We start from the raw sequence: 22744 nt of genomic DNA, 5'->3' as shown, positions 1-22744 counted from the left end.
CAGAATCAGCTGTGTTTTTCCGTGAAGCGGCGGATTCTTTCGACCGCTTCTTCTAAAAGATCGAGTGACGTTGCGTAAGATAAACGGACGTTGTCCGGTGAGCCGAAGCCCGAGCCCGGTACGACGGCGACTTTTTCTTCTTCCAGAAGCGCCTTGACGTATTCATCGACATCTTTGAATCCGCAGTTTTCTGCGGCCGCTTTGGCGTTAGGGAACAAGTAAAACGCCCCTTCAGGTTTGACACAGGTGAATCCGGGAATTTCACCGAGCTGAGCGTAAATGGTGTTCAGTCTGTGCTCAAATGCCTGTCTCATCTCTTCCAGCGGCTCAGCCGGACCGTTATAGGCCGCAATGGCGCCGTATTGAGCGATGGACGTCGGATTTGATGTGCTGTGGCTTGCAAGGCTCGTCATCGCTTTAATAATCGTCTCCGAACCCGCCGCATAGCCGATCCTCCAGCCCGTCATGCTGTGAGATTTCGACACGCCGTTAATGATAATCGTCTGCTCTTTCAATTTATCTGAAAGCTGTGCGATTGAGACGTGTTTTTTTCCTCCGTATGTAAGCTTCTCATAAATCTCGTCGGAAACGATCAGAATGCCATGCTCCAGACACACTTTTCCGAGTTCCGCAAGCTCTTCTTTCGTATACATAACACCTGTCGGGTTGCTCGGTGAATTGATAATGAGCGCTTTTGTTTTCTCGGTGATAGCCTGCTTCAGCTGCTCCGGTGAAATTTTAAACTGATTGGATTCCAGCCCTTCTGCATAGACGGGACGCCCCCCTGCCAGTTTCACCTGCTCAGGGTAGCTGACCCAGTAAGGAGTCGGTATAATCACTTCGTCCCCTTCATCGAGAATAACCTGAAATAATGTATACAGAGCGTGTTTCGCTCCGGTGCAGACAATGATTTCTGACGGCTTATATTCAATCCCCTGGTCGTTTTTGAATTTTTTTGCAATACTGTCTTTCAGCGCCGGCAGACCGCCTGATGGCGTATATTTCGTATGGCCTTCATTCATGGAACGCACCGCGGCAGCTATAATGTGCTGAGGCGTATTAAAATCCGGTTCTCCTGCTCCGAGGCCGATGACATCATGGCCTTCTGCTTTCAGCTCTTTCGCTTTTGCAGTAATTGCAAGTGTTGCAGACGGTGTTAATGCGGATACTCTTTTTGCCAATTTCAACTTGAACTCCCCCTAATACGTCTCACGGTGTGATGTTTTTGAGAATCTTGCCGCTTGTAAAGTCCACATAACTAAAGCTATACTGCCCGCTTTTGTTGATATAGGTCACTTCCCATAACGGAACATTGTTTTCTCTCGCCGGGTGAACGCCATTCAGCTTGGAAACAAGCCCTTCGTCCCGAACGATCTTGGCAGCCTTGCCGCTTGAAATGCCGTCACTGGCTTTTTTTGAGAGAATTTTTGCTTTTTTGTCGGCCGGAACCCATACATACATATCTTTTCCATGTTTATCCGTTCCGGTAACAACATAATATTTCTGTTTGCCGACAAAGGTCTCCACTTTCTCAGCATCTGTCAGATCCGTTTTTTCTTTAGCGGCTGCGGCAGCTGTTTCGTGGCCTTCTTCTTTTTGAGCCATTGCAGATTTAAAAATGCTGGCCGAAAATAAAAGAACTGCTAAAAAAATAATACCAAATACGGCTGTAAATATTAATGCTTTTTTTCTCATCTTTTTCACCTATGTGCGATAAATGGTGAAGACCGCTTCATTTTGATTTTCTTCGTCGAGCGCAAGCCCGAACATCAGATTGTCCCGTTTCAAAGTCCGGTTTAATGTATCGACGATTTTATATAAATCATCTGAATGCTCCACATTAATCGTTGACAGAATTTCAATTTTGCTTTCCATTTTTATACCCTCCATCGGTCGAACAAATTTTGTTAGTCATAACGGGATGCGCCCGCGGCATAATAAAATCACAAGGCGGCATGAACCCGCTTTTACTATAAAAACAATTCCTCATCCCACACCACGAAAGCCGCGTTTATGCGGCTTTTATTCCGTTTGGCTGACATAATCCCCGAGTTCGGCATCCGTCAGCTCCAAAAGAGATGAAGTCGGGAGCGCTTCAAGAAACAGCCGTCCGTATCCCGCCGTCTTTACACGCTGATCTAAAAGAACGATTGTTCCCTTGTCTCCCGCCGTACGGAGCAGGCGCCCGATCCCCTGTCTGAACGTTAACACGGCCTCAGGCAGGGAAATCGTCTGAAACGGATTTTTCCCCTGCTTCTTGGCAAATTCGCATTTTGCGGCATGAAGCGGATTGTCAGGCGCCCTGAAAGGAAGTCTTGCGATCATGACGGTTGACAATTCATCCCCCGGAAAATCAACGCCTTCCCAGAAATGATTTGTCCCGAGCAAAATCGCCCGGCTTGCCGTTTTAAAGGTTTTCATTAATTTACCGGGACTCCCGCCCGAAATACCTTGGGCGAGAAGCTGAATGCCTGATATCTCCATACTGAGTTTCAGTTCCTGATACACTTTTTTCAGCATATCATGAGACGTAAACAGGACAAGGATCTTCGGCTGTTTTCCCTTTGACATGATTTCTGCATACTTGGCAATATGCTCAATGACTTCCCGCTCTCCGTCATATTTAACGGATTTCATCTCTTTCGGAATGATGACGTTCATCTGATCATCGTAAGAAAAAGGAGACGGGATGCTTTTGGTGCGCGGATAAAAATCCGCAAGTCCGAGCCTTTCAATCATAAATTGAAAAGAATGCTCCACCATTAAGGTCGCTGATGTGAGCACAACGCTTTTTTTGCGGGCGAAAAACTGGTCTGCCAGCATTTCACCGGGCTCCAAAGGCTGCGCATAGATGCTGACGGCATTTTTTGCGCCCTTCGCGTCAATTTCAACCCAAACGGCTTCTTTCTCATCATTTTCAAACAGCAGCCTGCTGAACGTATCGCGATATTCTTTCAGCCCCCTGATACACTTTACATATTCGGCCGCTAAAAAAGCCGCTCCGCTTTTCATCTGATCAAGCTTTTGATGTAACAGTTTCTCCTGTACTGAAAACATATCAAGCAGCTGATCCAGCATCGCACAAAGCCGCTCCGCTCCGTCCGTTATCATGTGAAACCCTTTATCCTGGCTTTTATGATTGAGACTATAAACGAGACGGTTCAGATCGTCTTTAGGTTTTCTTCGTTTGACAAAAGAATGCACTGAACTGAAAAATGCGTCGCTTTCCGATTGAATATGCTTCATCCACTCATCGGCGTCAAAAAAACTTTCCGCCGGCAGTTCATACGTATAAAACAGTTTTCTCATCCGCTTTAACAGTCCGTGTTCCTTTAAAGTTCCGATTCGGCTGAGCTTTGTGTGCAGTCCGATGTATGAAGCTCTCTTCCCCAGGTGCTCGCTGGCAGCGCGTTCGAAATGATGCGCTTCATCAATGATGATCGTTCCGCTTGCAGGCAGTTTTTTCGTTTCACTGCTTTGATCTGAAAACAGCAAAGCATGGTTTGTGATAATCAGATCTGCGGCCTGCGCCTTTTCTTTAGCCCGTTCATAAAACCCGGCAACCGAGTCCTTCCCTTTTTTCAAAAAAGAATTCTCATCGTAAGCCATGCGCTCCCACAGCAACCTGCCGCCTGATGGAAGATTCAGCTCAGCGGCGTCGCCCGTTTCAGTCTCCGTCAGCCAGACGAGAAGCTGCGCTTTCGTCAAAACCGCATCATAGTTGTCATCTTCCTCATGCAGAATATGTTCAAACTTAGGCAGGCACAGATAATGTGATTTCCCTTTTAAAATAGCGGCTTTAACCGGCCAAGGAAACATACGCTCCAAAAGCGGAAGATCTTTAGACATGATCTGCTGCTGCAAAAGAGTAGAGTACGTGCTGATAATCACGGGAGTTTGCTCCGCTTTGGCAAATAAAACAGCCGGAACGAGATAACCGATCGTTTTTCCGATGCCGGGTGCCGCTTCAATCAGCGCATGCTCCCGATTGCGGAAGGCGCCAAGCACTTCATCCATCATCGAAAGCTGCCCTTTCCGCATTTCATAGCGGGGGATGATGCCGGATAAGATCCGTTCTTTTTCTTCGTTCCACTTTTCAAGATCAATGGCCGCATTCACCGGACGGGAAACCGGAATGTGATCGGGCTCTTTAATTGAAAAAGAGGCGTATGGAATGCAGCGCTTTTCTTCCGCCGGCCTGCTTTCATGTATAAAAGAATCCAAAAGCAGCGTCAAATCGCTGATAAAATGCTGTGAAAGCCTTCTAAGCTGCTTTAATGTCGGTAAAGGCAAATGTTTCAGTTTATGTAAAATGTCTAAAAAGACCAGTCCCGTAACCTCCGCATCGCTGTCTGCGCGGTGAGGTCGGTCATGAACAATATTCAGCTCCGCGCACAACTCACCGAGCTTATATCCTTCAAACCCCGGGAAAACAATACGTGAAAGCTCAACCGTATCAAGCACTTCACAATCCGGCAGCTCATAGCCCGCTTCGCTCAGTTCATGCCGGACAAATCCGAGGTCGAAATGAATATTGTGAGCAACAAAATACGCGCCGTCAAGCAGATGAAAAATCTCCTCCGCGACCGCTTCAAACGGCAGTTCATTTTCAACCATTCCGGACGAAATTCCGGTCAGCTGTTCAATAAACGGCGGGATGGCCTGATTCGGATTGATATATTTTGAAAACCGCTCAGTTATTTGTCCATTTTCAATGACAACCGCTGCGATTTGAATGATTTTATCGCCCTTTTTCGGCGAATTTCCTGTTGTTTCGACATCTATGACAACGAACCGTTGTTTGTTCATTAAAATGGACACCTCAATTCTTGCATACGAGAAAAGTGTAACACGTTTTGTTGAGAAATGGAGCGGAAAAACAGCTTTTGCCCCTAAATCTTAAAAGAAAACCCCCATGAAGGGGGCTCTTTTACAAAATCGTGTGTGCCGGCTCCTGGCCCAGCATCTGCTCGATTTTATTCTGATCATCCAGAACGGCCACCTTCGGCTGATGGCTTTTTGCTTCCTGATCAGACATCATTTGATAAGAAATAATAATGACTTTATCTCCTTCTTGGACGAGACGGGCGGCAGCTCCGTTTAAACAGATGACGCCGCTCCCCCGCTTACCGGGAATAATATACGTTTCAAGTCTCGCTCCGTTATTATTATTCACAATCTGAACTTTTTCATTAGCGAGCATTCCGACGGCATCTAAAAGATCTTCATCAATCGTAATGCTGCCGACATAGTTTAAATTGGCTTCCGTCACGGTAGCGCGGTGCAGTTTTCCGGCCATCATAGTGCGGTACATATTATGATCTCTCCCATTCATCAATATCAATAATGATATTATCAATCAGTCTGGCTTTAGAAAATTGGACGGCGCAGGCCAGAATGACCTTGCCGTTTAATGTTTTAAGCGGAGTCAGCTCCGGATAAGCGTACAGTTCGGCATAATCAATGACGCCGCTTGTGTTTTCGATGATATCGGTGACGGTTTTTATAACGGTTTCCGGATTTCTTTCACCCTCTCTGATCAGTTCAGCGCCTTGCTGCAATGCTTTATAGATCATCGGCGCTTCTTTGCGTTCCTGCTCAGTCAGATAGACGTTGCGAGAGCTTTTGGCAAGTCCGTCTTCTTCTCTGACCGTGTCCACTGCAACCAATTCGATATCCATAAAGAAATCCTCAATTAATCCGTCCACAACCGCTGCCTGCTGGGCATCTTTCAGGCCGAAGTAGGCGCGGGTCGGTTTAACGAGATTGAAAAACTTCGTCAGCACAGTGGCCACTCCGTCAAAATGGCCGACGCGGGAGGCGCCGCACAACACGTCAGTTCTCCTTTTCACTTGCACGGCAACATTTTGCTCGCCTTTATACATATCACTTGGAGACGGCGTAAACAAAACATCTGCCCCAGCCTGTTCTGCAAGCCGGGCATCGCGCTTTAAATCTCGCGGATATGCTTCGTAATCCTCGCCCGGTCCGAATTGAGTCGGATTGACAAAGATGCTCATCACAACAATATCGTTTTCTTTGCTTGCTTTTTCAACCAGCGTCAGATGTCCTTCATGAAGAAAACCCATTGTCGGGACGAATCCGATCGTCCGGCCTTCTGAGCGGTATTGTGCAATTAATTCTTTCAGCTGTTGAGTTTCTGTCAGTTGTTTCATCGCTTACTTTCCTCCGTACAAGCCTTGCAGCACAGTTTGGTTTATCTGAAAGGAATGCTTTTCTTCCGGGAAAACCCGTTCTTTCACATCACGGACGTAATCGCTGAGGGCCGACTCAATCTTGCCGTCGATTTTGGCGTATTGCTTCACGAACTTCGGTGTTCTGTCCACGCCGTGGCCGACGACGTCATGATAGACAAGGACTTGGCCGTCCGCTTTTGAACCGGCTCCGATTCCGATGACGGGAATGGATACTTCTTCTTTTATTTTAGCAGTCAGTTCAGCAGGCACGCATTCAAGCACGAGCATCATCGCTCCCGCCTGCTCGCATTTGATGCTGTCTTCAATGAGCTTTTTCGCGCTTTGCTCATCTTTTCCCTGCACTTTATATCCGCCTAATACGCCGACAGACTGCGGTGTGAGGCCTAAATGGCTGACGACAGGAATTCCGCCTAGAGTCAGTGCGCGGATGGATTCAAAAACGCCGTCTCCGCCTTCAAGCTTTAACGCGTCCGCGCCGCTTTCCTGAATAATGGCCGCGGCGTTTTTCAATGTGTCCTCTTTTGAAAGATGGTAAGACATAAACGGCATGTCAGTTACGATAAACGTATTTTTCGCACCGCGTTTTACCGCTTTTGTATGGTGAATCATGTCACTGACCGTTACGCCGACTGTTGAATCGAGTCCGAGCACGACCATTCCGAGCGAATCCCCGACTAAAATCATGTCGACTCCCGCCTGTTCCGCAAGCTTTGCCTGCGGATAATCGTAAGCGGTCAGCATCACGATCGGCTCTCCGTTTTCCTTCATTTTCATGAAATCCAGTTTTGTTTTCATTCTGTTTCTCCTCCTCTAAACGGTGAGGAGATGAGCCGCCAATTCTTCGCAAGCAAAAAAGCCTTCTGTAAAATAAGAAGGATCCCCACTTGTTTAACCTTCGGCGAATGTCATCCCTCTGTCCCAGTCCTTTTTTGGATCAAGGCAGACTTTTCGTAATCTCTGTTCTGCTGATCAGGTGCAGTTCATTATGATACTGCCCATAGGAAGTATACCAAATTCACGAGGCTTGTACCAACTAAGATTAATTGAGCTCAATATCGGCAGAATAGATCTTCTTTATACCGTCTCTCGTTTCCAAGAGAAGAACTCCCTCATCATCAATGCCGAGCGATTTCCCGTAAAACGTCCCTTGCAGCGTTCTCGCTCTGAGCTCGTTCCCCAGTCCGACCGCATAGCTTTCCCATAGCAGCTTGATCGGTGTAAAGCCGTGATTCAAGTAATCCTGATAGCGTTTTTCAAAAGTCAGCAGAATCTCTTGTATCAGACCCGCTCTGTCAATTTTTTCGCCGGCTTCCATGCTGAGGCTTGTCGCAATGTCCTGAAGCTCGCCGGGAAAATCGGTTTCCTGCTGGTTCACGTTGATCCCGATCCCGAGAATAACCGAACGGACACGGTCTTCTTCTGCCTGCAGCTCAGTTAAAATCCCGACGGCTTTTTTGCCGTGAATCATTAAATCATTCGGCCATTTAATGGCGGGCTGTACACCTGTAAAAGCCTCGATGGCCTGTACGACCGCAACGGCGGATAACAGGGTGAGCTGCGGCGTTTTTTGCAAAGGAACGTCGGGTCTCAGAATGAGGCTCATCCAAATCCCGTTTCCCTCCTGTGAATGCCATACTCTGGCCATTCTTCCTCTGCCTGCCGTTTGTTTATCGGCGACTACGAGCGTCCCTTCCGGCGCGCCGTCATTGGCAAGTTCATGAGCGGTTTTTTGGGTGGACGGCAGGACGTCCCGGTAATGAAGCTGTTTGCCCAAAACCTCTGTTTTCAGCCCGAAACGGATTTCGGATTCACTGAGTTTCCCCGGTTTTTTAATGAGCCTGTACCCTTTTCGCCTGACCGCCTCAACCTCATAGCCCTCTTTGCGGAGCTCCTCTATATGTTTCCAAACGGCGGTTCTCGAGCAGCCGAGCGCGTCACTTATTTTCTGCCCGGAGATAAAGCCGTCACCCGCCTCAGAAAATAAATCAATTAATCGGGTTCTTAATGTTGATCCCATGATGCGAGCCACTCCTTTATGTCATGTTTTCGGTTAGGGAGCTTCCCTGCCAATACCGCTTCTTCAATCCGGCGAAGTTCTTCGGCCACCCATTTACCCGCGCGGCGGTTTCTGAGCTCCATCAGATCAGCGCCTGAAATGTCGAGGTCTCGAAGGCTTTTGATCGGCAGCTTCTCATACAGGCTCTGAACCTCTTTCAGCTTTTGTTCATCAATCGTCTTATGCTTTTTCAGCATCCCGATTTTAACGGCTGATAACAGCGCCTCTCCCGCCCGGTACATCGCTTCCGCTTCCAGCTGCGCCGGATAAACGCTTATGATCTGCACCGCTTTTTTTATGACTTTTCCCGGCAGTTTCCATTGTTTTAAAAACGCCTCGGCGCTTTTCGGACAAAGACCGAGAAACAATAACAGCGCTGCCCAGCGTTCTTCGCGTGCATCTAAAGAAGAAAACGGAAAGCCGCTCGCTTCCAGCATTTGCCGCTCATAACCGGAAAGGCCGGGCAGCTCTTGTATCAAACCTGTCTGCACCATCGTTTGAATTGCATCCTGTGAGAAAGCGCCCTGCAGCAGCTTTTCAAACTCGACGGTCTTTCGTTCTACTGATACATGTGCCAAAAGCTCCCTGTCTTTTATAACGGCCTCTCTTGTTTCTTTTTCTAACAGAAAGCCGAGCTGACTCATAAAGCGGACGGCTCTCATCATCCGCAGAGCGTCTTCCCGAAAACGGTCTTCAGGATTACCCACCGTACGGATCAGCTTTTGTCCGATATCATGTGCGCCTCCGAAATAATCAAGCAGCTCTCCTTCGGCAGACATCGCCATCGCATTAATCGTTAAGTCTCTCCGCTTTAAGTCTTCTGATAAAGAAGTAATGAACCGCACAGCTTCAGGGCGCCGGTAGTCCTTATATTCTGATTCGGCACGAAAAGTGGTGACTTCATAGGTTTCATCTTCCCACAAGACGATGACGGTGCCGTGCTCTTTTCCTACATCGACAGTCCGCTTAAAGAGACGCTCCACCTCATTCGGCGAAGCGCTGGTTGCGATGTCCACATCACCTATTTTTCGTTTCATATAGCTGTCTCTGACGGCTCCCCCGACAAAGTACGCCTGATGGCCCGCCTTCATCAGGTGATGAAGGATGGGGAGGGCTTTGACAAATTCCTGTTCCATAAGATCACTCCGGTCCTGCCAATTCGTCATAAATCCGTTCATACTGACTGACGATTCTTTGCGAAGAAAAGGCGGTCTCCGCCATTTTCAGCGCATGATCAGTCAATCGTTTGCTGAGCTGTTTATCTTCTAAAACGGCAAGCGCTTTTTCAGATGCCGCCTGAATATCGCCGACTTCCACCAGAAAACCGCTTACTTGATCTTTAATCACTTCCGGGATTCCGCCGATATTTGTTCCGATGCACGGCACGCCGCAGGCCATCGCTTCAAGGAGGACGAGTCCGAAACTTTCTTTTTCAGAAAGAAGGAGCTTAAGGTCACTGATGGAATACAGCTCTTCCACCCTGTCCTGATTTCCGAGGAGCAGCACTTGATCTTGCAGTCCGTATTTTTCGACAAGCTGCCAAGCGACGCACTTTTCCGGTCCGTCGCCGACAAGCAGGAGCTTCGCCTTTGTTTTGGCTGCGATATTACGGAAAACGCGGATGACATCTTTAACACGTTTTACTTTTCTGAAGTTCGAAACATGGATGACGACCTTTTCATCCGGCAAAATGCCATGTTTCTCTTTTATACTCTCTGTATTTTTCTTAAGATAAACACGTTCATCAATAAAGTTGTAGATGGTCTCAATTTTTTTATCCGGCTTGATTAAGTCATATGTTTCTCCGGCAAGCGCGGTTGATACCGCCGTCACTCTGTCGGACGCTTCGATGGCAAAACGGATTAAATCTTTTAATGACGGATCATATCCTAAAACGGTGATGTCCGTACCGTGAAGCGTCGTCACGATGCCGATGTCGCGCTTGAGCATCTGTTTGGCAAGATAAGCGCATACCGCATGAGGCAGCGCATAGTGCGCGTGAATGATATCAAGATTTTCCCGCGCGGCAACCTCGGCGATTTTGCTCGCCAGCGTAAGGTCATAAGGCGGATATTTAAATACCGCGTATTGGTTGACTTCCACCTCATGAAAATGAATATTCGGATGATATGTATTTAATCTGAACGGGATGCTTGATGTGATGAAATGAACCTGGTGCCCTTTTTCCGCAAGCAGCTTGCCGAGTTCCGTCGCAATAATACCCGAGCCTCCGACACTCGGGTAGCATGTAATCCCTATTTTTAATGGTCTCATTGTCCGCCCCCAAAAACATCATCATTCAAAACGGGAAGCTGTTTTGAAAAGAAGCCTTCGGCATACCCCGTCCCTGCTTCTTTGCCATACAGTTTTTCCCGCGCTTCCACCATTTCGATATAACCGTTGGTCAGCGGTGTGTTCACTGACTGCGCCGTAGGAATAAACTGGCTTTGATAGGCGTGCAAGCTTTCTTTTTTCAGATCGATGGTTTCCGTTATGTCGATTACAAAGTCCGGACGGTGAAACCCGTTGATCATATAATAGTATACGCGCTGAGCCTTATGAGCCGGCAGTTCCTGGTGATCTCTGTATTTATGAATTCCCGCCGAGAACACCGCTTCTTCGACCAAAGCCGCCGCATTGCCGTGGTCAGGATGGCGGTCTTTCGGATAAGGCATGAAAACGGTTTTCGGCCGGCAGGCTCTGATGACACTGACAATCCGGCGGATGCCGTCCTCACTTTTCAAAAGCCCGCGGTCGGGAAGCGTAAGCTGGATTCTCTCTTTTACGCCGAGAATTCGGGCCGCCTTTGCCGCTTCTTCTTTTCTTATCCTTACCGTTCCGTTGGATGATAGTTCGGCCTCGGTCAAATCGCATATCACCGCGGTTTTTCCTTGAGCCGTAAACTTTGCGATCGTGCCGCCCATACCGATCTCGACATCATCACTATGGGCGCCGAACGCCAGAATATCAACGTGTTCAGACATTCGGCTCTCCTCCGCGCACAAGATTACGGAAATCAAATGCCCCGCCGTCCAGCGTCCGGACGAGGATTTCCGCTGTCCCCATATTTGTGGCGAGCGGGATCGCGTATACGTCACACAGCCGGATCAGCGCCGAGACATCCGGTTCATGAGGCTGCGCAGTTAACGGATCGCGCAGAAAAATGACGAGATCCAGGGCATTTGCCGCAATCAATGCGCCGATTTGCTGATCTCCGCCGAGCGGGCCGGATTGAAAACGTTCAACAGACAATCCGGTCGCTTCCTGGATTTTCAGGCCTGTCGTACCTGTCGCGTATAACTCATGATGGCTCAGTATATCTTTATATGCGGTCGTAAACTGAACCATATCCTGCTTTTTCTTATCGTGAGCAATCAAAGCGATTTTCATTTGATGTTCTCCCCCTTGCCGATTCAGTCGATAATATTTTCGAGTCCGTATACAAGCTGGTCGATTTTCATCACTTGCTCCACTGACAGCTTCACTCCTGACATAAAGGAAGCCCGGTTATAGGAGTCATGGCGCAGTTTCAGCGTCTGGCCGTCCATGCCGAACATGATTTCCTGGTGGGCGATAAGGCCCGGCAGACGCACGCTGTGAAGGCGGATGCCGTTTAATTCAGCACCGCGGGCGCCCGGCAGAATTTCTTTTTCATCAGGATGGCCCTGCTGCTTTTCTGTACGGACGCTTGAGATCATTTCCGCTGTTTTCAGCGCCGTTCCGCTCGGGGCATCCAGCTTTTGATCATGATGAAGCTCAATGATTTCTACATCTTCAAAATAGTTGGCGGCCATTTGTGAGAACTTCATCATCAGCACCGCGCCCAATGCAAAGTTCGGAGCGATGATGGCGCCGATTCCTTTTTCTTCAGTCAAGGCTTGAAGCTCCTCTAAATCCGCTTCAGAAAATCCGGTCGTTCCCACAACGGGGCGGACGCCGTGTTCAAGAGCGGCTTTCGTATGTTTTTTGCCGATTTCAGGCGTTGTCAAATCGATCAGCACATCCGGTTTTGTTTCTTGGAAACATGCGCGGATATCCGTATAAATAAGAGCGTCTGAATCAGCTGACATCACTTCCCGCAATGTTTGCTGATCGTATGTATGGTCAATGGCGCCGACAAGCTCAAAATGAGGCGTGCGGACGGCAAGTTTTACGGCCTCCTGGCCCATTCTGCCTCTCGGTCCGGCAATGACGACTTTAATGGTTTCATTTGACATGGTTTCTCCTACTTTCCTTCTTCTTTTCTAGTCCAGCGGTCTTTATCACGTGTATTAAATTTATGCATGACGCGGTTATGAGCTTCCTCCAATGAAATATCAAGGGAGTTGGCGAGGCAGATCAGGACGAACAGCACATCGCCCATTTCCTCTTCCATGCTTTTCTCATTTTCCGTCGTTTTCTTCGGCTTTTCCCCATAATAATGGTTGACTTCTCTTGCAAGTTCGCCCAGTTCTTCCGTGAGACGGGCCATCATGGCAAGCGGGCTGAAATAGCCTTCTTTGAATTGGCCGATATATTCATCGACCTCAGCTTGTAAGTCTTTCATCGTTTTGTCACTCACTGTGCGAATACCTCCTGTCATCTCTTCCATGTTAGCTAATTCAAGTACATTTGACAAATGTTAAAAACGGCAGTTTGCTGTTTTCTTTTGTATCCACTATAATATTTACGCAATCTTATGGAAGGAAAAGGGGTTTGATGCAATGCTTGGAGAAATCAGAATTAAAAACATTTGCTTTATTTTAATCGGTGCCGCTGTTTTTTCATTCGGACTGGTTCACTTTAATATGCAGAACAATTTGGCGGAAGGCGGATTTACCGGCATTACGCTGCTTTTATATGCGTTATTCCACATCAGCCCTTCTATTTCCAACCTGGTATTGAACATTCCTATCTTTTTCATCGGCTGGCGTATGCTCGGCCGGACGATGTTTGTCTATACCCTGATCGGCACCGTCTCTCTTTCTGTTTTTCTGAGTGTTTTTCAGCGTTACGAAATTCATATGCCGCTGTCGCATGATTTAGCGCTGGCCGCCTTATTCGCCGGTGTATTTATCGGCGCGGGTCTCGGCATTATTTTTAAATACGGCGGCACGACGGGCGGGGTCGATATCATCGCCAGGCTGATCAACAAATTTTTCGGAATTCCGATGGGCCGGACGATGTTTGCCTTTGACGCCTGTGTCATTCTGCTTTCTTTGTTTACGTATCTTTCTTACAAGGAAGCGATGTACACGCTTGTAGCCGTTTTTGTCGCTGCGAGATTGATTGATTTTATCCAGGAAGGCGGCTATGCCGCAAAAGGGGCAACGATTATTTCTTCGAAAAACGATTTGATCCAGCAAAAAATCATTGAAGAGATGGAGCGCGGCGTCACTGTTTTAAAAGGACAGGGGTCATATACAAAAGAAGACAGGGACGTTCTTTACTGCGTCGTTCCGAAAAACGAAATTGTGCTTTTGAAAAGCGTCATCACTTCCGTTGACCCGCACGCCTTTGTTGCAGTAAGCGACGTTCATGATGTGCTCGGCGAAGGATTTACGCTTGATGAAAATAAAAATCCGATCAGACGATAATAAAAAGGCGGCTTTTGCCGCCTTTACTGTTTGTGTTTCCATTTGACAACCGGTGATTTTTTCTTTTTCAATCGGCGGGCGAATGCCGGACTGACATTGAGCGTCTGCTCGACGAAGCGCTGCGGCGTCAGTGCCAGCCATTGGTTTAAAGAGACATCTTCAAAACGGTCGCTTTTGAAGATTTCCAGAAAGCGAAGCACGGTGTCACCGGTATTCTGAACATAATGTCCCATTGCAAAAGGAACATATCCTACGTCACCCGCTTGATAGTTAAATGTCCGCGCTCTTCCCTCCGCCGCAAACACCGTCATTTTCGCTTCTCCTGAAAGATAATACTGCCACTCGTCCGTATTCGGATGCCAATGCAATTCTCTCATGCCTCCGGGTTCGACTTCCACGAGAGCTACGGCAATCGTTTTTGACACCTTAAACGTTTTTGAATCGACAATCTTTACTCTTCCCCCGCTGGTAACAAGGGGCTCCTGCCGGGAAAGCTTGTAGCTGAACGGCTCCAAAACGGTGCCTTCCGGGGAAGAAACTGCTGCCTTTTCAATCGGGGGAGGCGGTTCCAGCTGGAACATGTAACGCTCTTTCTTGTGAATGTAGGCCAAGTCATATCCGGGAACACCGAAGTTCGCCTCCAGCACGCTGCGCGGGGTATGGGCAAACCAGTCCGTTACTGAAAAGGTGCTGTTTTCTGAAAAAGAGCCGTCATCAAAGACGAGCAAAAACTCACTGCCCTGCTCTAATCCTTGAATGGAATGAGGAATGCCGGAAGGAAAATACCACAGATCCCCTTCACTTACGTTGTCAATAAAATTCCTTCCATTTTGATCGACCGCAGTTAAACGGACTCCTCCGTTAATCACATATCCCCATTCGGCTTCTTTATGCCAATGAAGCTCCCGCACAGCTCCCGGCTTCAGTCTCATGTTCACCGCCGCGATGTTTTTGGATACCGGCAGTTCCCTGACCGTCACCTCTCTGGACCATCCGCCGTCTTCAAGCCTCATATGCGTATCAGAAAATGAGAATTTTAAGTTTTGAACCGTTCCTGCATCCGTTGAAGGCGGAACGAGCATGTCAGGATTCTGGAAGTCACGCGCGAGGTTTCGCGGTCCTTCGTCAGTCGCCCCTTTTCTGCCTCTGATCGGCTGCGGGAGGTGTTTTGAAGCCAATTGCTGGATGAGTTTTTTCACTGGCTTAGCTCCTTTACAGCAATTTGTGTTTATTTAGACTTAGGATACTCACGCTTTTTCTCTTTCTTTTTTTCCGCTCTGTATTTTCGGTAGCCGACATATGTCAGCGCAGTAATAATGATACCGCCAGTTGTCAGAATGACCCAGAGCAGCGAAGGGTCAGCGTCATCCCGCTCCACCTTGTCAAAAACCCGCTTTAAATCCTGCTGCAGGAGCGTCAGACGCTCAAGCTTTGTTCCTTTTGTCATCTGCTGAAACCCGTCCTGCTCAATCACCTCGATATGTTTCGCCACCGTATCAAGCTGGCCGGCCGACACATCCATTGTCAGGCTGGGATAAATTAAATCATATAATGATATAAATTCATTCCACTTTTCATTGAAATTTTCACTTCCGTTTCCGCTGACATCTTCTTTTAAGGCGCTGAATGTCGCCATAATCGGTCTTTCAAGCGAACCCCACAGCGGATCGGAGTGGTCTTCCATCGCATCCATTACCAACCTGAACTGGGCGGCTGCCCGGATTTTTTCGGTATCTGAGGCGTCTGCCTGTTTTAGAACGCGCACTAAATCATTGAAACCCAGAGTCACCTGCCTGACTTCGGCGCCGCTCAGTGAGTTTACGTGTGTCATTTTTTTCTTAAAGTAGCCAAGCACTTGCAGAGCCTCATCATACTGCGAATGCCGCGTCATTTGGAAAACGGTATCCGAAAGGTCGTTCAGTTCCTTGAGACCGCCCTCATCTTCAGCTTTGGCAGTTGTGATGAAACACATAAGAGCAAGTAAAAGACAGATCGTCAGCTTTCGTTTCATAGAGGTCCCTCCCACTCCTTCTCTTTACAGAATATGAGGAGCGGGACAAGGTTAGACCAAGATTCTATCAGTGTAAGTCAAGCTTTATCCGTCTTTTGGAAATCACCAAATAGTATGCAAGGCCGAGTGAAAATATGCTCAGCCAGAATGTAGCATAGCCGATCTCTTGCATATAGTCATTGAGCATTGAGTAGCGGGGCATCATGCCGAAAAGATAATCAATGACATCATTATGAAGCGTCCAAACAGCAGCAACGGCAAGATGCCTTAACCGGAACCGAAAATACGGGCTGTATAAAACGCCTTGAACGGCCATGGCAAAATGTGAAGCAATCAGCATGTACCCTTCCCAAGGCATCTGCCCCATTTTGACCAGCACAAAGACATTCATTCCGACCGCCCACAGCCCGTATTTTACAAGGGTTACAAGAGCCAGCGCTTCAAACAGCGGCGCGTTTCTTCCCATAAGAAATGCCAGAAGCACGAACAGGAAGAAAAACGTCGCCGTCGGGCTGTCAGGTACAAATATCAGAAATCGGAACGGCGTGTCCGCAAGCTGAGGCACATACCAATAATAGCCGTACACCGTACCGATAAAATTAACGGCAAGAACAAGCAGAAGCATGCCGCGCAACCCTAAAAGATAAGAAATCCACCTCATACCATCAACTCTCAGTCCGTAAAAAGTATGTATCATGCAAAAAAAGCTGACATCCGGTCAGCTCTTTTCATAAAAGTATATCCTGCTATTGTCTACTTCACAATCGTTATTTTGCTGTCGTTTCAGAAATGAACTTCGCCAGCTGATCAAGCTGTTTGTCATTCCCTTTAAAAATACCGGCTGGCATCTGCCCTTTCCCTTTGACGGCGATTTTTTTAATTTCTTCCGGGCTCAGCCCGTTATCGACCAGGGACGGACCGGCGCTTCCGCCTTGAAGATTATCCCCGTGACAGGAAATACAGCCTTGTTCTTTAAATACCTTATAACCGTCTGATTCAGTATCAATGGCGGCTTCTTTTTTGATTTTCCCTTGCTCCTCCGCCTTCGCCCAGTCATGCGTCGCGACTGACTGCCACGTTAAAAAGACCGTAGCGCAAAGCGCCAAAAGCATCATGCCGACCGCAACCGGACGCTTCCACGGCCTTCTTTCAGACCCCCTGTCGAGAAACGGAGCCAAAAGCAGCGACCCGAAGGCAAGACCCGGTATAATCATCGCGCCGATAACGGTGTAGCTCCCTGCGGCATATTCATATTTTAATAGCTGGTATAAAAATAGAAAATACCAATCAGGCAGCGGAATATACCCTGTATCCGTCGGGTCCGCCACCCGTTCCAAAGGCGGCTCGTGCACAATCGTTAAAACGAGAAATCCGACGAGGAAAACGGCCCCGACCATCCATTCTTTCAGCAGGAAGTTCGGCCAAAACGCCTCTGTCTTTCCAGGATACTCTGAATAGTCTTTCGGTATATTCGGTTTTTTTTCAGCCGGTATCCTTGAATCTCCTACAAACTTCATTCCTTTCCCCCGGTGCATGTCATCCCCTCCCTTTTATATCAGATTTGTATTAAAGCGGTCCTGAAATTCCCTGCTTGCGGATCATGACAAAGTGGGCGCCCATGAGCGCAAACAAAGCGGCAGGGAGAAAAAATACGTGAATCGCAAAAAATCTCGTCAGCGTTTGGGCGCCGACAATATCGTGGTGGCCGGCAAGAAGAGTTTTCACCTGCGCTCCGATCAATGGCGTCGCCTCCGCAATCTGAAGACCTACCTTTGTCGCAAACAGCGCCTTCATATCCCATGGAAGCAGATACCCTGTAAAACCGAGACCGAGCATCACAAAAAAGATCAGAACACCGACGATCCAGTTCAATTCCCGAGGCTTTTTATAAGCTCCCTGAAAGAAAACCCGCAGCGTATGTAAAAACATCATCACAATGACTAAACTTGCACCCCAATGGTGCATACCCCTTACAATCTGCCCGAAAGCGACTTCATTCTGCAAATAATACACAGATTCCCACGCGTTTTTTATATCCGGCACATAATACATCGTTAAAAACATCCCGGACAACACTTGGATAACGGTTACAAAAAACGTCAAACCGCCGAAACAATAGACAAAAGCCGAGAAATGGTGAGCGGGATTTACATGTTCCGGCACTTCATGGTCGGCGATATCCCGCCACATCGGCGTAATATCGAGACGTTCATCCACCCAGTCATAAATTTTGTTCAGCATGTCACCCTTCCCCCCTAGGCTTTGCTTTTCCAAGATACAAAAAGCCGTCCTTTACTTTTTGCTCATAACGGTCAAGAGGCGCGAGCGGCGGCGTGCCCGGAACGTTCGTGCCGTCTTTTTCATACAGCCCGTAATGGCAGGGACAAAAGAACTTGTTCGGATTTTTAGGATCATTGTTCCAGTTTACGGTGCAGCCCAAATGCTTACAGATCGGAGAAAGCGCTATAATTTCATCCCCATGCTTATAAACCCAGGCTGACCTGGATTCTTCCGATTCGTACCAGGCGTCGACTTGATGAATTTTAAAGTCAAACCGCTTCGGCTCCTTCGTCAGCTCATCCACACTGACAACCTGCACCATTTTTTGATCTCCCGTCGGTTTTAATACCGGGTCCAGCGCAAAACGGACCATGGGCATAAGCGCACTGGCGGCCATAAATCCCCCCACGCCGGTGAGCGCATAGTTTAAAAATTGTCTTCTTGATATATCTTGTTTTCCGCCCATCTCTTCCCCCCCTAAAGATTGACCAAAAATTAACTAAAATAGAAAATAATTCTGAGATTTAACACCCTCATAATATATGAATCTTTCAGCAAGGTCAACAGAGGCAAAACGGGTGTTTTGCGGGATGCCTGGTGTTTTTAAGAATTGTTCCACTTCTGTAACAAAACGTTCAAAATTTCTCCGCACTTGTCATCCGCAATTTTTCTCTTTAAAGAGTCTTTCATATGTTCAAACGGAACGGCAGGTATGTATATGACATCAGACCCTATTTCAGAATCCTTCCATTTTTCGTCTGCCGTCAGGAACAAGACGTGCCGAAAGTTGGTCATCACCTCGTCTTTGAGTTTTTGAAGCAGGGCGATTTGTGATTGGTCTATATCAACATATGTATAAGAGGGGAATAAATATACCCGTCCCTTCAATTGGCGCTCAAGCTCTTCAGAAAGCAATTGGGTGCTTTCCCCCTGTTCAACGGCCTCTTTTAAGCCTCCTGAAGATGTTATGGAAATTAACGGAATGACAGCGGTATCAATGTAATCCGCAGATTGTAAATAGGCATCGGCATCAGCGGCCCTCCATCTCATGTCTCGTTCCTCCTCTTTACGCAACAAGCCTTGCATATTCTGCAAGGCTGTCATTTATGTGAGCTGATTCAATTGGCGGGAAAGCTTTTCAAATGTTTCTTTGTCGTGGCGGTCCAGCGCCTCGTCGATATCTTTAAGCAGCTTTTCCCGCCGGAAAGTGGAGATGGCATGTTCTAATATTTTTTCGGCCATCCCCTGATCCTGTTTATTTTCAAACAGGTCTTTCGGCAGATGCGGATTTGATTCAAGAACAGCGGCATATTCCGGTGAGCTGTAGGCCGAACGGAAATTCAGCTGGATAAATAAATCCTGCTGTTTATTTAACCGGATGTCGTGAAAAGATTTTTCCGCGTCCGTAGTCATGACATTTTCTTTGTAAAACCTAAACGGCACCTCATCAACGCAATGAGTAGACATGATAATGCCTCTCGGGCAAAATTCGGCTTGTTCTACAAAATGGACTTTTTCCATTAATGAATCATGACTCATTAAATAATTTAAAATCCAGACGCACTCCCGGCGTTTAAGCTGATAATGATTTAAAAACCAACGGATAAAATCCTTTTTTTCATTGACAGAAACAGGGGTCTGCATGTAATTCCCTCCTCTATCGATCGTATAATCTGACATCACTTATACATTCAGCAAGCATGGTCCAAAATCCTGCTTATCTTAAAAATTCATCCTCTATCCGTAAGATTGTTTCTTCAAGCTCTTCGTTTGTTCCATCCATTGAAAGCACTTGTTTTAAAAGCGGCAGCGCTTCTTTCTGGAGACCCTCTTCCAATAAGAAGTGAGCGTATTCATATAAGAAATCCCGATCATCCTGATAATGGAGATACGCAGCTTCGAAGCTTTTTTTCGCTTCAGCGTATTGCTCAAGGCCTGTATAAGCACCCGCCAAATACCAATTGTATTTCGGATCTTCTTCTCCGTAGCCGCGGACTTCCTGAATCAGATCAATAATCTCTTCAAAACTTTCTTCTTTATGATAGACGGCTAAAAGCGTATGGAGCGCTTCCACGTAACCCGGATCGAGCGCCAGCGCTTCCTGAAGAAGCTTTTTGCCTTCCTCTTCGTTGCCGAGCTTTAACGCCATTTTCGCCGCATAGAGAAAAAGCTCTTTATTGTATTCATCGTAAGTAATACCTTCTTTAGCGGTTTTTAATGCATCTTCATACATGCCTTCTGCCTCGTAGCTTTTTGCAAGCGGCATATAAAGCGATGAATAGGAAGGATCAAGCCCTTTTAAATCAGACAGCTGCTTGATGGCTGTTTTGACCATTCCCGCCTGATAGGCTGTGAACCCGTACCCGAAAATCGTATTCGGTTCTGTATGTTCTGCCGCCGCTTTTTCATACCATGAAATCGCTTCCTCAAATTCACCCGCCGCGCTCAATGACTCAGCCAGCCTCTGATGAACATTTACGCCGCCGATTTCGTGCCGTTCTTTTGCCGTCTCTTCATAGTAAGGAACGGCTTTTGCGTATGATCCCTGAGTGAAGTATAATTCCCCCAGAGCGAAATCAATAACAGGTTCATCTTGTAACATCGCTTTCGCCTGTAACAGCTTTTGCTCACTTACTTCAAATAAGCCCTGCATCTGATACAGATCAGCCATTAAAAGAAGGCTTTCCGCGTAAGACGGGTCTTCCGGAGAAATTGTCTCCAGCACCTCAAGAGCTTTTTCTTCTTCATCAATATCTATTAACAATTCGGCGTAAAAATTCGTCAGCTCAGACTCATCCGGATAAAGGTCATGCAGATCACTGATCAGCGCTAACGCTTTTTCGGCGTTTCCCCATTCATAGTAGAGCTGGGCTGCAATGGCTTTGTCTTCGTCATGAAGCTGCGTTTCAGCTTTTGAAAGCGCTTTTAGTCCCTTTTCGGTTTCACCTGCTTCAACTAATTTTATGGCTTCTTGGATCAATGTATTCAAATCAGACCGGTCCTTTCTTTTCCTATACCTCATCAACCAATGAAAAGGGTTTTTATTCGGGTTATTCTTATCATAATTCAGACAGGGCCTGCCCGCAAATAAGATGCTTCACCCGGCATTATAGTTTATCAGAAAATGGTTAAGAGGAAAACGGCAAAAAAGGGGACGGCATCTTTATACGCAAACAGCGCAATTTGTTCCGGCTGTTTCTGTAACGAAAACGCATTCCCCCTTTCTGTTATTTTCTGTTTAAGACAAGCTATGTCAAAGCCCAAAGTTTTATGACACATGAAGAAAAAAGCCCGAAGAATCGTCTTCAGGCTTTTTTGGCTAATTGATCTAAATGCTCAAAAAATGTCGGATATGAGACATGGATTGCCTCAGTATCACAGATGTCAATCGGCTCTTCTGTCAGGCATGAAGCGACACCGAGCATCATGCCGATGCGGTGGTCACCGTGGCTTGACACATCGGCTCCGCCCGCAAGCGTTTTTTTGCCGTGTATTTTCATGCCGTCTTCAGTCGGTTCAATGTCTGCGCCGATTTTCCGGAGCTCTGATACGACGGTGTCGATCCGGTTCGTTTCCTTCACCTTCAGCTCCGCAGCGTCTTTAATGACAGTTGTGCCTTCAGCCTGCGTTGCCAAAAGGGCGATAATCGGGATCTCGTCAATTAAACGGGGAATGATTTCTCCGCCGATTTCTGCCGCTTTCAGATCTGAAGTTTCAATAACCAGGTCTCCGTAAGGCTCTGCGCTGTCCGCTTCTGAAGGAATCACTTCAAGTGAAGCCCCCATTTGCTTTAAGACATCAATCATTCCCGTGCGTGTCGGGTTCAGGCCGACATTTTTCAGCACAATCCGACTTCCGGGAACGACAGCGCCTGCCGCGAGGAAAAAGGCTGCTGAAGAAATATCGCCGGGCACGAAAATATCAGCTCCCCGGAGATTCTGACCGCCCGTTACGGAAGCGCTCGTCTCCGTTTCCGCAAGCTCGGCGCCAAAAGCGTTCAGCATCCGTTCCGTATGGTCTCTTGATTTATGAGGCTCAGTGACGGTCGTCGTCCCTTCAGCCTGCAATCCGGCAAGCAGCACGGCGGATTTGATCTGCGCGCTTGCAACAGGGGAGACGTAATCAATGCCTTTCAATTGTCCGCCTCTTACGGATAAAGGCGTAAATCCTCCGTCCGCTCTTCCGTCAATCGCGGCTCCCATCTGTTTTAAAGGCTCCGTCACCCTCTTCATCGGGCGCTTTGCAATACTTTCGTCGCCCGCTACCGTACTGTGAAATGGGCGTCCGGCTAAAATGCCGAGCATCAGGCGGATGGTCGTGCCGGAATTTCCGACATCAAGAAGGCTGTCAGGCTCACAAAGTGCGTCAATGCCCTTCCCGTATATCGTTACATCACTTCCGTTTTGTTCAATGGAGACACCCATTTTTCTGAAGCAGGCAATGGTGCTCAGACAATCGGCTCCGGGCAAAAAGTTTTTTACCGTTGTCGTTCCTTCCGCAAGCGCTCCGAACATAACAGAACGGTGGGAGATGGATTTATCCCCCGGAATATGAATTTCACCGTTTAAAGACGTCACTTTTTCTCTTTTCAATGTTTTCCACC

The 22744-nt window shown here is 47.5% G+C and carries 25 protein-coding genes; 1 reads left to right on the top strand and 24 read right to left on the bottom strand.

The genetic code is table 11. The annotated features are described in order from the left end of the window. Positions 1-5 precede the first annotated feature (5 nt). The 14 genes from SB24_RS18450 to SB24_RS18390 all read right to left on the bottom strand — a co-directional run bounded on the left by SB24_RS18450 (position 6) and on the right by SB24_RS18390 (position 12835). Positions 6-1187, bottom strand: coding sequence for a pyridoxal phosphate-dependent aminotransferase (locus tag SB24_RS18450; RefSeq protein WP_015417706.1), 1182 nt, complete (start codon positions 1185-1187; stop codon positions 6-8). 22 nt (positions 1188-1209) lie between these two features. Beyond that, on the bottom strand, positions 1210-1695 hold the full coding sequence (gene tseB, locus SB24_RS18445) for a cell wall elongation/penicillin-binding protein regulator TseB (RefSeq protein WP_007409483.1): 486 nt from the start codon (positions 1693-1695) through the stop codon (positions 1210-1212). Positions 1696-1704: 9 nt separating this feature from the next. After that, positions 1705-1875, bottom strand: coding sequence for a YpmA family protein (locus tag SB24_RS19815; protein WP_003153512.1), 171 nt, complete (start codon positions 1873-1875; stop codon positions 1705-1707). A gap of 147 nt (positions 1876-2022) precedes the next feature. Next, on the bottom strand, positions 2023-4809 hold the full coding sequence (dinG, locus tag SB24_RS18440) for an ATP-dependent DNA helicase DinG (protein WP_039254730.1): 2787 nt from the start codon (positions 4807-4809) through the stop codon (positions 2023-2025). Positions 4810-4930: 121 nt separating this feature from the next. After that, positions 4931-5314 carry an aspartate 1-decarboxylase gene (panD, locus tag SB24_RS18435; RefSeq protein WP_003153510.1) on the bottom strand — a complete coding sequence of 128 codons (384 nt, stop codon included), beginning with the start codon at positions 5312-5314 and terminating at the stop codon, positions 4931-4933. 1 nt (position 5315) lies between these two features. Further along, a complete protein-coding gene (panC, locus tag SB24_RS18430) occupies positions 5316-6176 on the bottom strand; it encodes a pantoate--beta-alanine ligase (protein WP_039254727.1) in 861 nt (286 codons plus the stop codon). 3 nt (positions 6177-6179) lie between these two features. Then, complete coding sequence (gene panB, locus SB24_RS18425; RefSeq protein ID WP_039254724.1) at positions 6180-7013, bottom strand: 3-methyl-2-oxobutanoate hydroxymethyltransferase; 834 nt, start codon at positions 7011-7013, stop codon at positions 6180-6182. A 244-nt stretch (positions 7014-7257) separates the two neighbouring features. Beyond that, positions 7258-8235 carry a bifunctional biotin--[acetyl-CoA-carboxylase] synthetase/biotin operon repressor gene (locus SB24_RS18420; RefSeq protein ID WP_012117846.1) on the bottom strand — a complete coding sequence of 326 codons (978 nt, stop codon included), beginning with the start codon at positions 8233-8235 and terminating at the stop codon, positions 7258-7260. Continuing rightward, entirely contained in the window at positions 8220-9410 is a 1191-nt protein-coding gene (locus SB24_RS18415; RefSeq protein ID WP_039254720.1) for a CCA tRNA nucleotidyltransferase, read from the bottom strand. The genes SB24_RS18420 and SB24_RS18415 overlap by 16 nt, the downstream gene beginning before the upstream one ends. Before the next feature lie 4 nt (positions 9411-9414). Then, a complete protein-coding gene (gene bshA / locus SB24_RS18410; protein WP_007612214.1) occupies positions 9415-10548 on the bottom strand; it encodes an N-acetyl-alpha-D-glucosaminyl L-malate synthase BshA in 1134 nt (377 codons plus the stop codon). After that, the gene (gene bshB1, locus SB24_RS18405; RefSeq protein WP_039254716.1) at positions 10545-11258 is read right to left on the bottom strand and encodes a bacillithiol biosynthesis deacetylase BshB1; all 714 of its coding nucleotides are present in this window, start codon (positions 11256-11258) and stop codon (positions 10545-10547) included. Before bshB1 ends, bshA begins: the two co-directional genes overlap by 4 nt. Beyond that, the gene (mgsA, locus tag SB24_RS18400) at positions 11251-11664 is read right to left on the bottom strand and encodes a methylglyoxal synthase (protein WP_003153499.1); all 414 of its coding nucleotides are present in this window, start codon (positions 11662-11664) and stop codon (positions 11251-11253) included. Before mgsA ends, bshB1 begins: the two co-directional genes overlap by 8 nt. A gap of 23 nt (positions 11665-11687) precedes the next feature. Next, the gene (dapB, locus tag SB24_RS18395; RefSeq protein ID WP_039254713.1) at positions 11688-12491 is read right to left on the bottom strand and encodes a 4-hydroxy-tetrahydrodipicolinate reductase; all 804 of its coding nucleotides are present in this window, start codon (positions 12489-12491) and stop codon (positions 11688-11690) included. 8 nt (positions 12492-12499) lie between these two features. Then, positions 12500-12835, bottom strand: a complete 336-nt coding sequence (locus tag SB24_RS18390; protein WP_003153495.1) for a nucleotide pyrophosphohydrolase — start codon at positions 12833-12835, stop codon at positions 12500-12502. A 142-nt stretch (positions 12836-12977) separates the two neighbouring features. On the opposite strand from SB24_RS18390, the gene SB24_RS18385 reads away from it, so the two are divergent. After that, entirely contained in the window at positions 12978-13850 is an 873-nt protein-coding gene (locus SB24_RS18385) for a YitT family protein (RefSeq protein ID WP_003153493.1), read from the top strand. Between the two features lie 23 nt (positions 13851-13873). On the opposite strand, the gene SB24_RS18380 is transcribed toward SB24_RS18385, so the two are convergent. From SB24_RS18380 to aroA, 10 genes are all read right to left on the bottom strand, one after another. Beyond that, the gene (locus tag SB24_RS18380; RefSeq protein ID WP_039254710.1) at positions 13874-15049 is read right to left on the bottom strand and encodes an oxalate decarboxylase family bicupin; all 1176 of its coding nucleotides are present in this window, start codon (positions 15047-15049) and stop codon (positions 13874-13876) included. A 29-nt stretch (positions 15050-15078) separates the two neighbouring features. After that, complete coding sequence (gene ypjB, locus SB24_RS18375) at positions 15079-15861, bottom strand: sporulation protein YpjB (protein ID WP_007612217.1); 783 nt, start codon at positions 15859-15861, stop codon at positions 15079-15081. A 67-nt stretch (positions 15862-15928) separates the two neighbouring features. Continuing rightward, on the bottom strand, positions 15929-16522 hold the full coding sequence (locus SB24_RS18370) for a lipoprotein heptaprenylglyceryl N-acetyltransferase LhaT (protein WP_015240097.1): 594 nt from the start codon (positions 16520-16522) through the stop codon (positions 15929-15931). A 106-nt stretch (positions 16523-16628) separates the two neighbouring features. Continuing rightward, on the bottom strand, positions 16629-17396 hold the full coding sequence (locus tag SB24_RS18365) for a menaquinol-cytochrome c reductase cytochrome b/c subunit (protein WP_007409471.1): 768 nt from the start codon (positions 17394-17396) through the stop codon (positions 16629-16631). Between the two features lie 31 nt (positions 17397-17427). After that, entirely contained in the window at positions 17428-18102 is a 675-nt protein-coding gene (qcrB, locus tag SB24_RS18360; RefSeq protein WP_003153485.1) for a menaquinol-cytochrome c reductase cytochrome b subunit, read from the bottom strand. A gap of 1 nt (position 18103) precedes the next feature. Continuing rightward, positions 18104-18607 carry a Rieske (2Fe-2S) protein gene (locus SB24_RS18355; RefSeq protein ID WP_003153484.1) on the bottom strand — a complete coding sequence of 168 codons (504 nt, stop codon included), beginning with the start codon at positions 18605-18607 and terminating at the stop codon, positions 18104-18106. A 137-nt stretch (positions 18608-18744) separates the two neighbouring features. Then, on the bottom strand, positions 18745-19191 hold the full coding sequence (locus SB24_RS18350; RefSeq protein ID WP_012117852.1) for a YpiF family protein: 447 nt from the start codon (positions 19189-19191) through the stop codon (positions 18745-18747). Between the two features lie 54 nt (positions 19192-19245). Continuing rightward, positions 19246-19785: a ReoY family proteolytic degradation factor gene (locus SB24_RS18345; RefSeq protein ID WP_015417715.1), complete on the bottom strand. Its 540-nt coding sequence runs from the start codon at positions 19783-19785 to the stop codon at positions 19246-19248. Positions 19786-19858: 73 nt separating this feature from the next. Further along, a complete protein-coding gene (locus SB24_RS18340; RefSeq protein WP_014418250.1) occupies positions 19859-21130 on the bottom strand; it encodes a tetratricopeptide repeat protein in 1272 nt (423 codons plus the stop codon). A 316-nt stretch (positions 21131-21446) separates the two neighbouring features. Next, a complete protein-coding gene (gene aroA / locus SB24_RS18335; RefSeq protein ID WP_015417717.1) occupies positions 21447-22733 on the bottom strand; it encodes a 3-phosphoshikimate 1-carboxyvinyltransferase in 1287 nt (428 codons plus the stop codon). Positions 22734-22744 lie beyond the last annotated feature (11 nt).

It is taken from the genome of Bacillus sp. Pc3 (assembly GCF_000815145.1).
Taxonomy (GTDB): domain Bacteria; phylum Bacillota; class Bacilli; order Bacillales; family Bacillaceae; genus Bacillus; species Bacillus velezensis.
The sequence above is the reverse complement of the archived record's forward strand: the minus strand, read 5'-3'. Positions and strand labels throughout refer to the sequence as shown.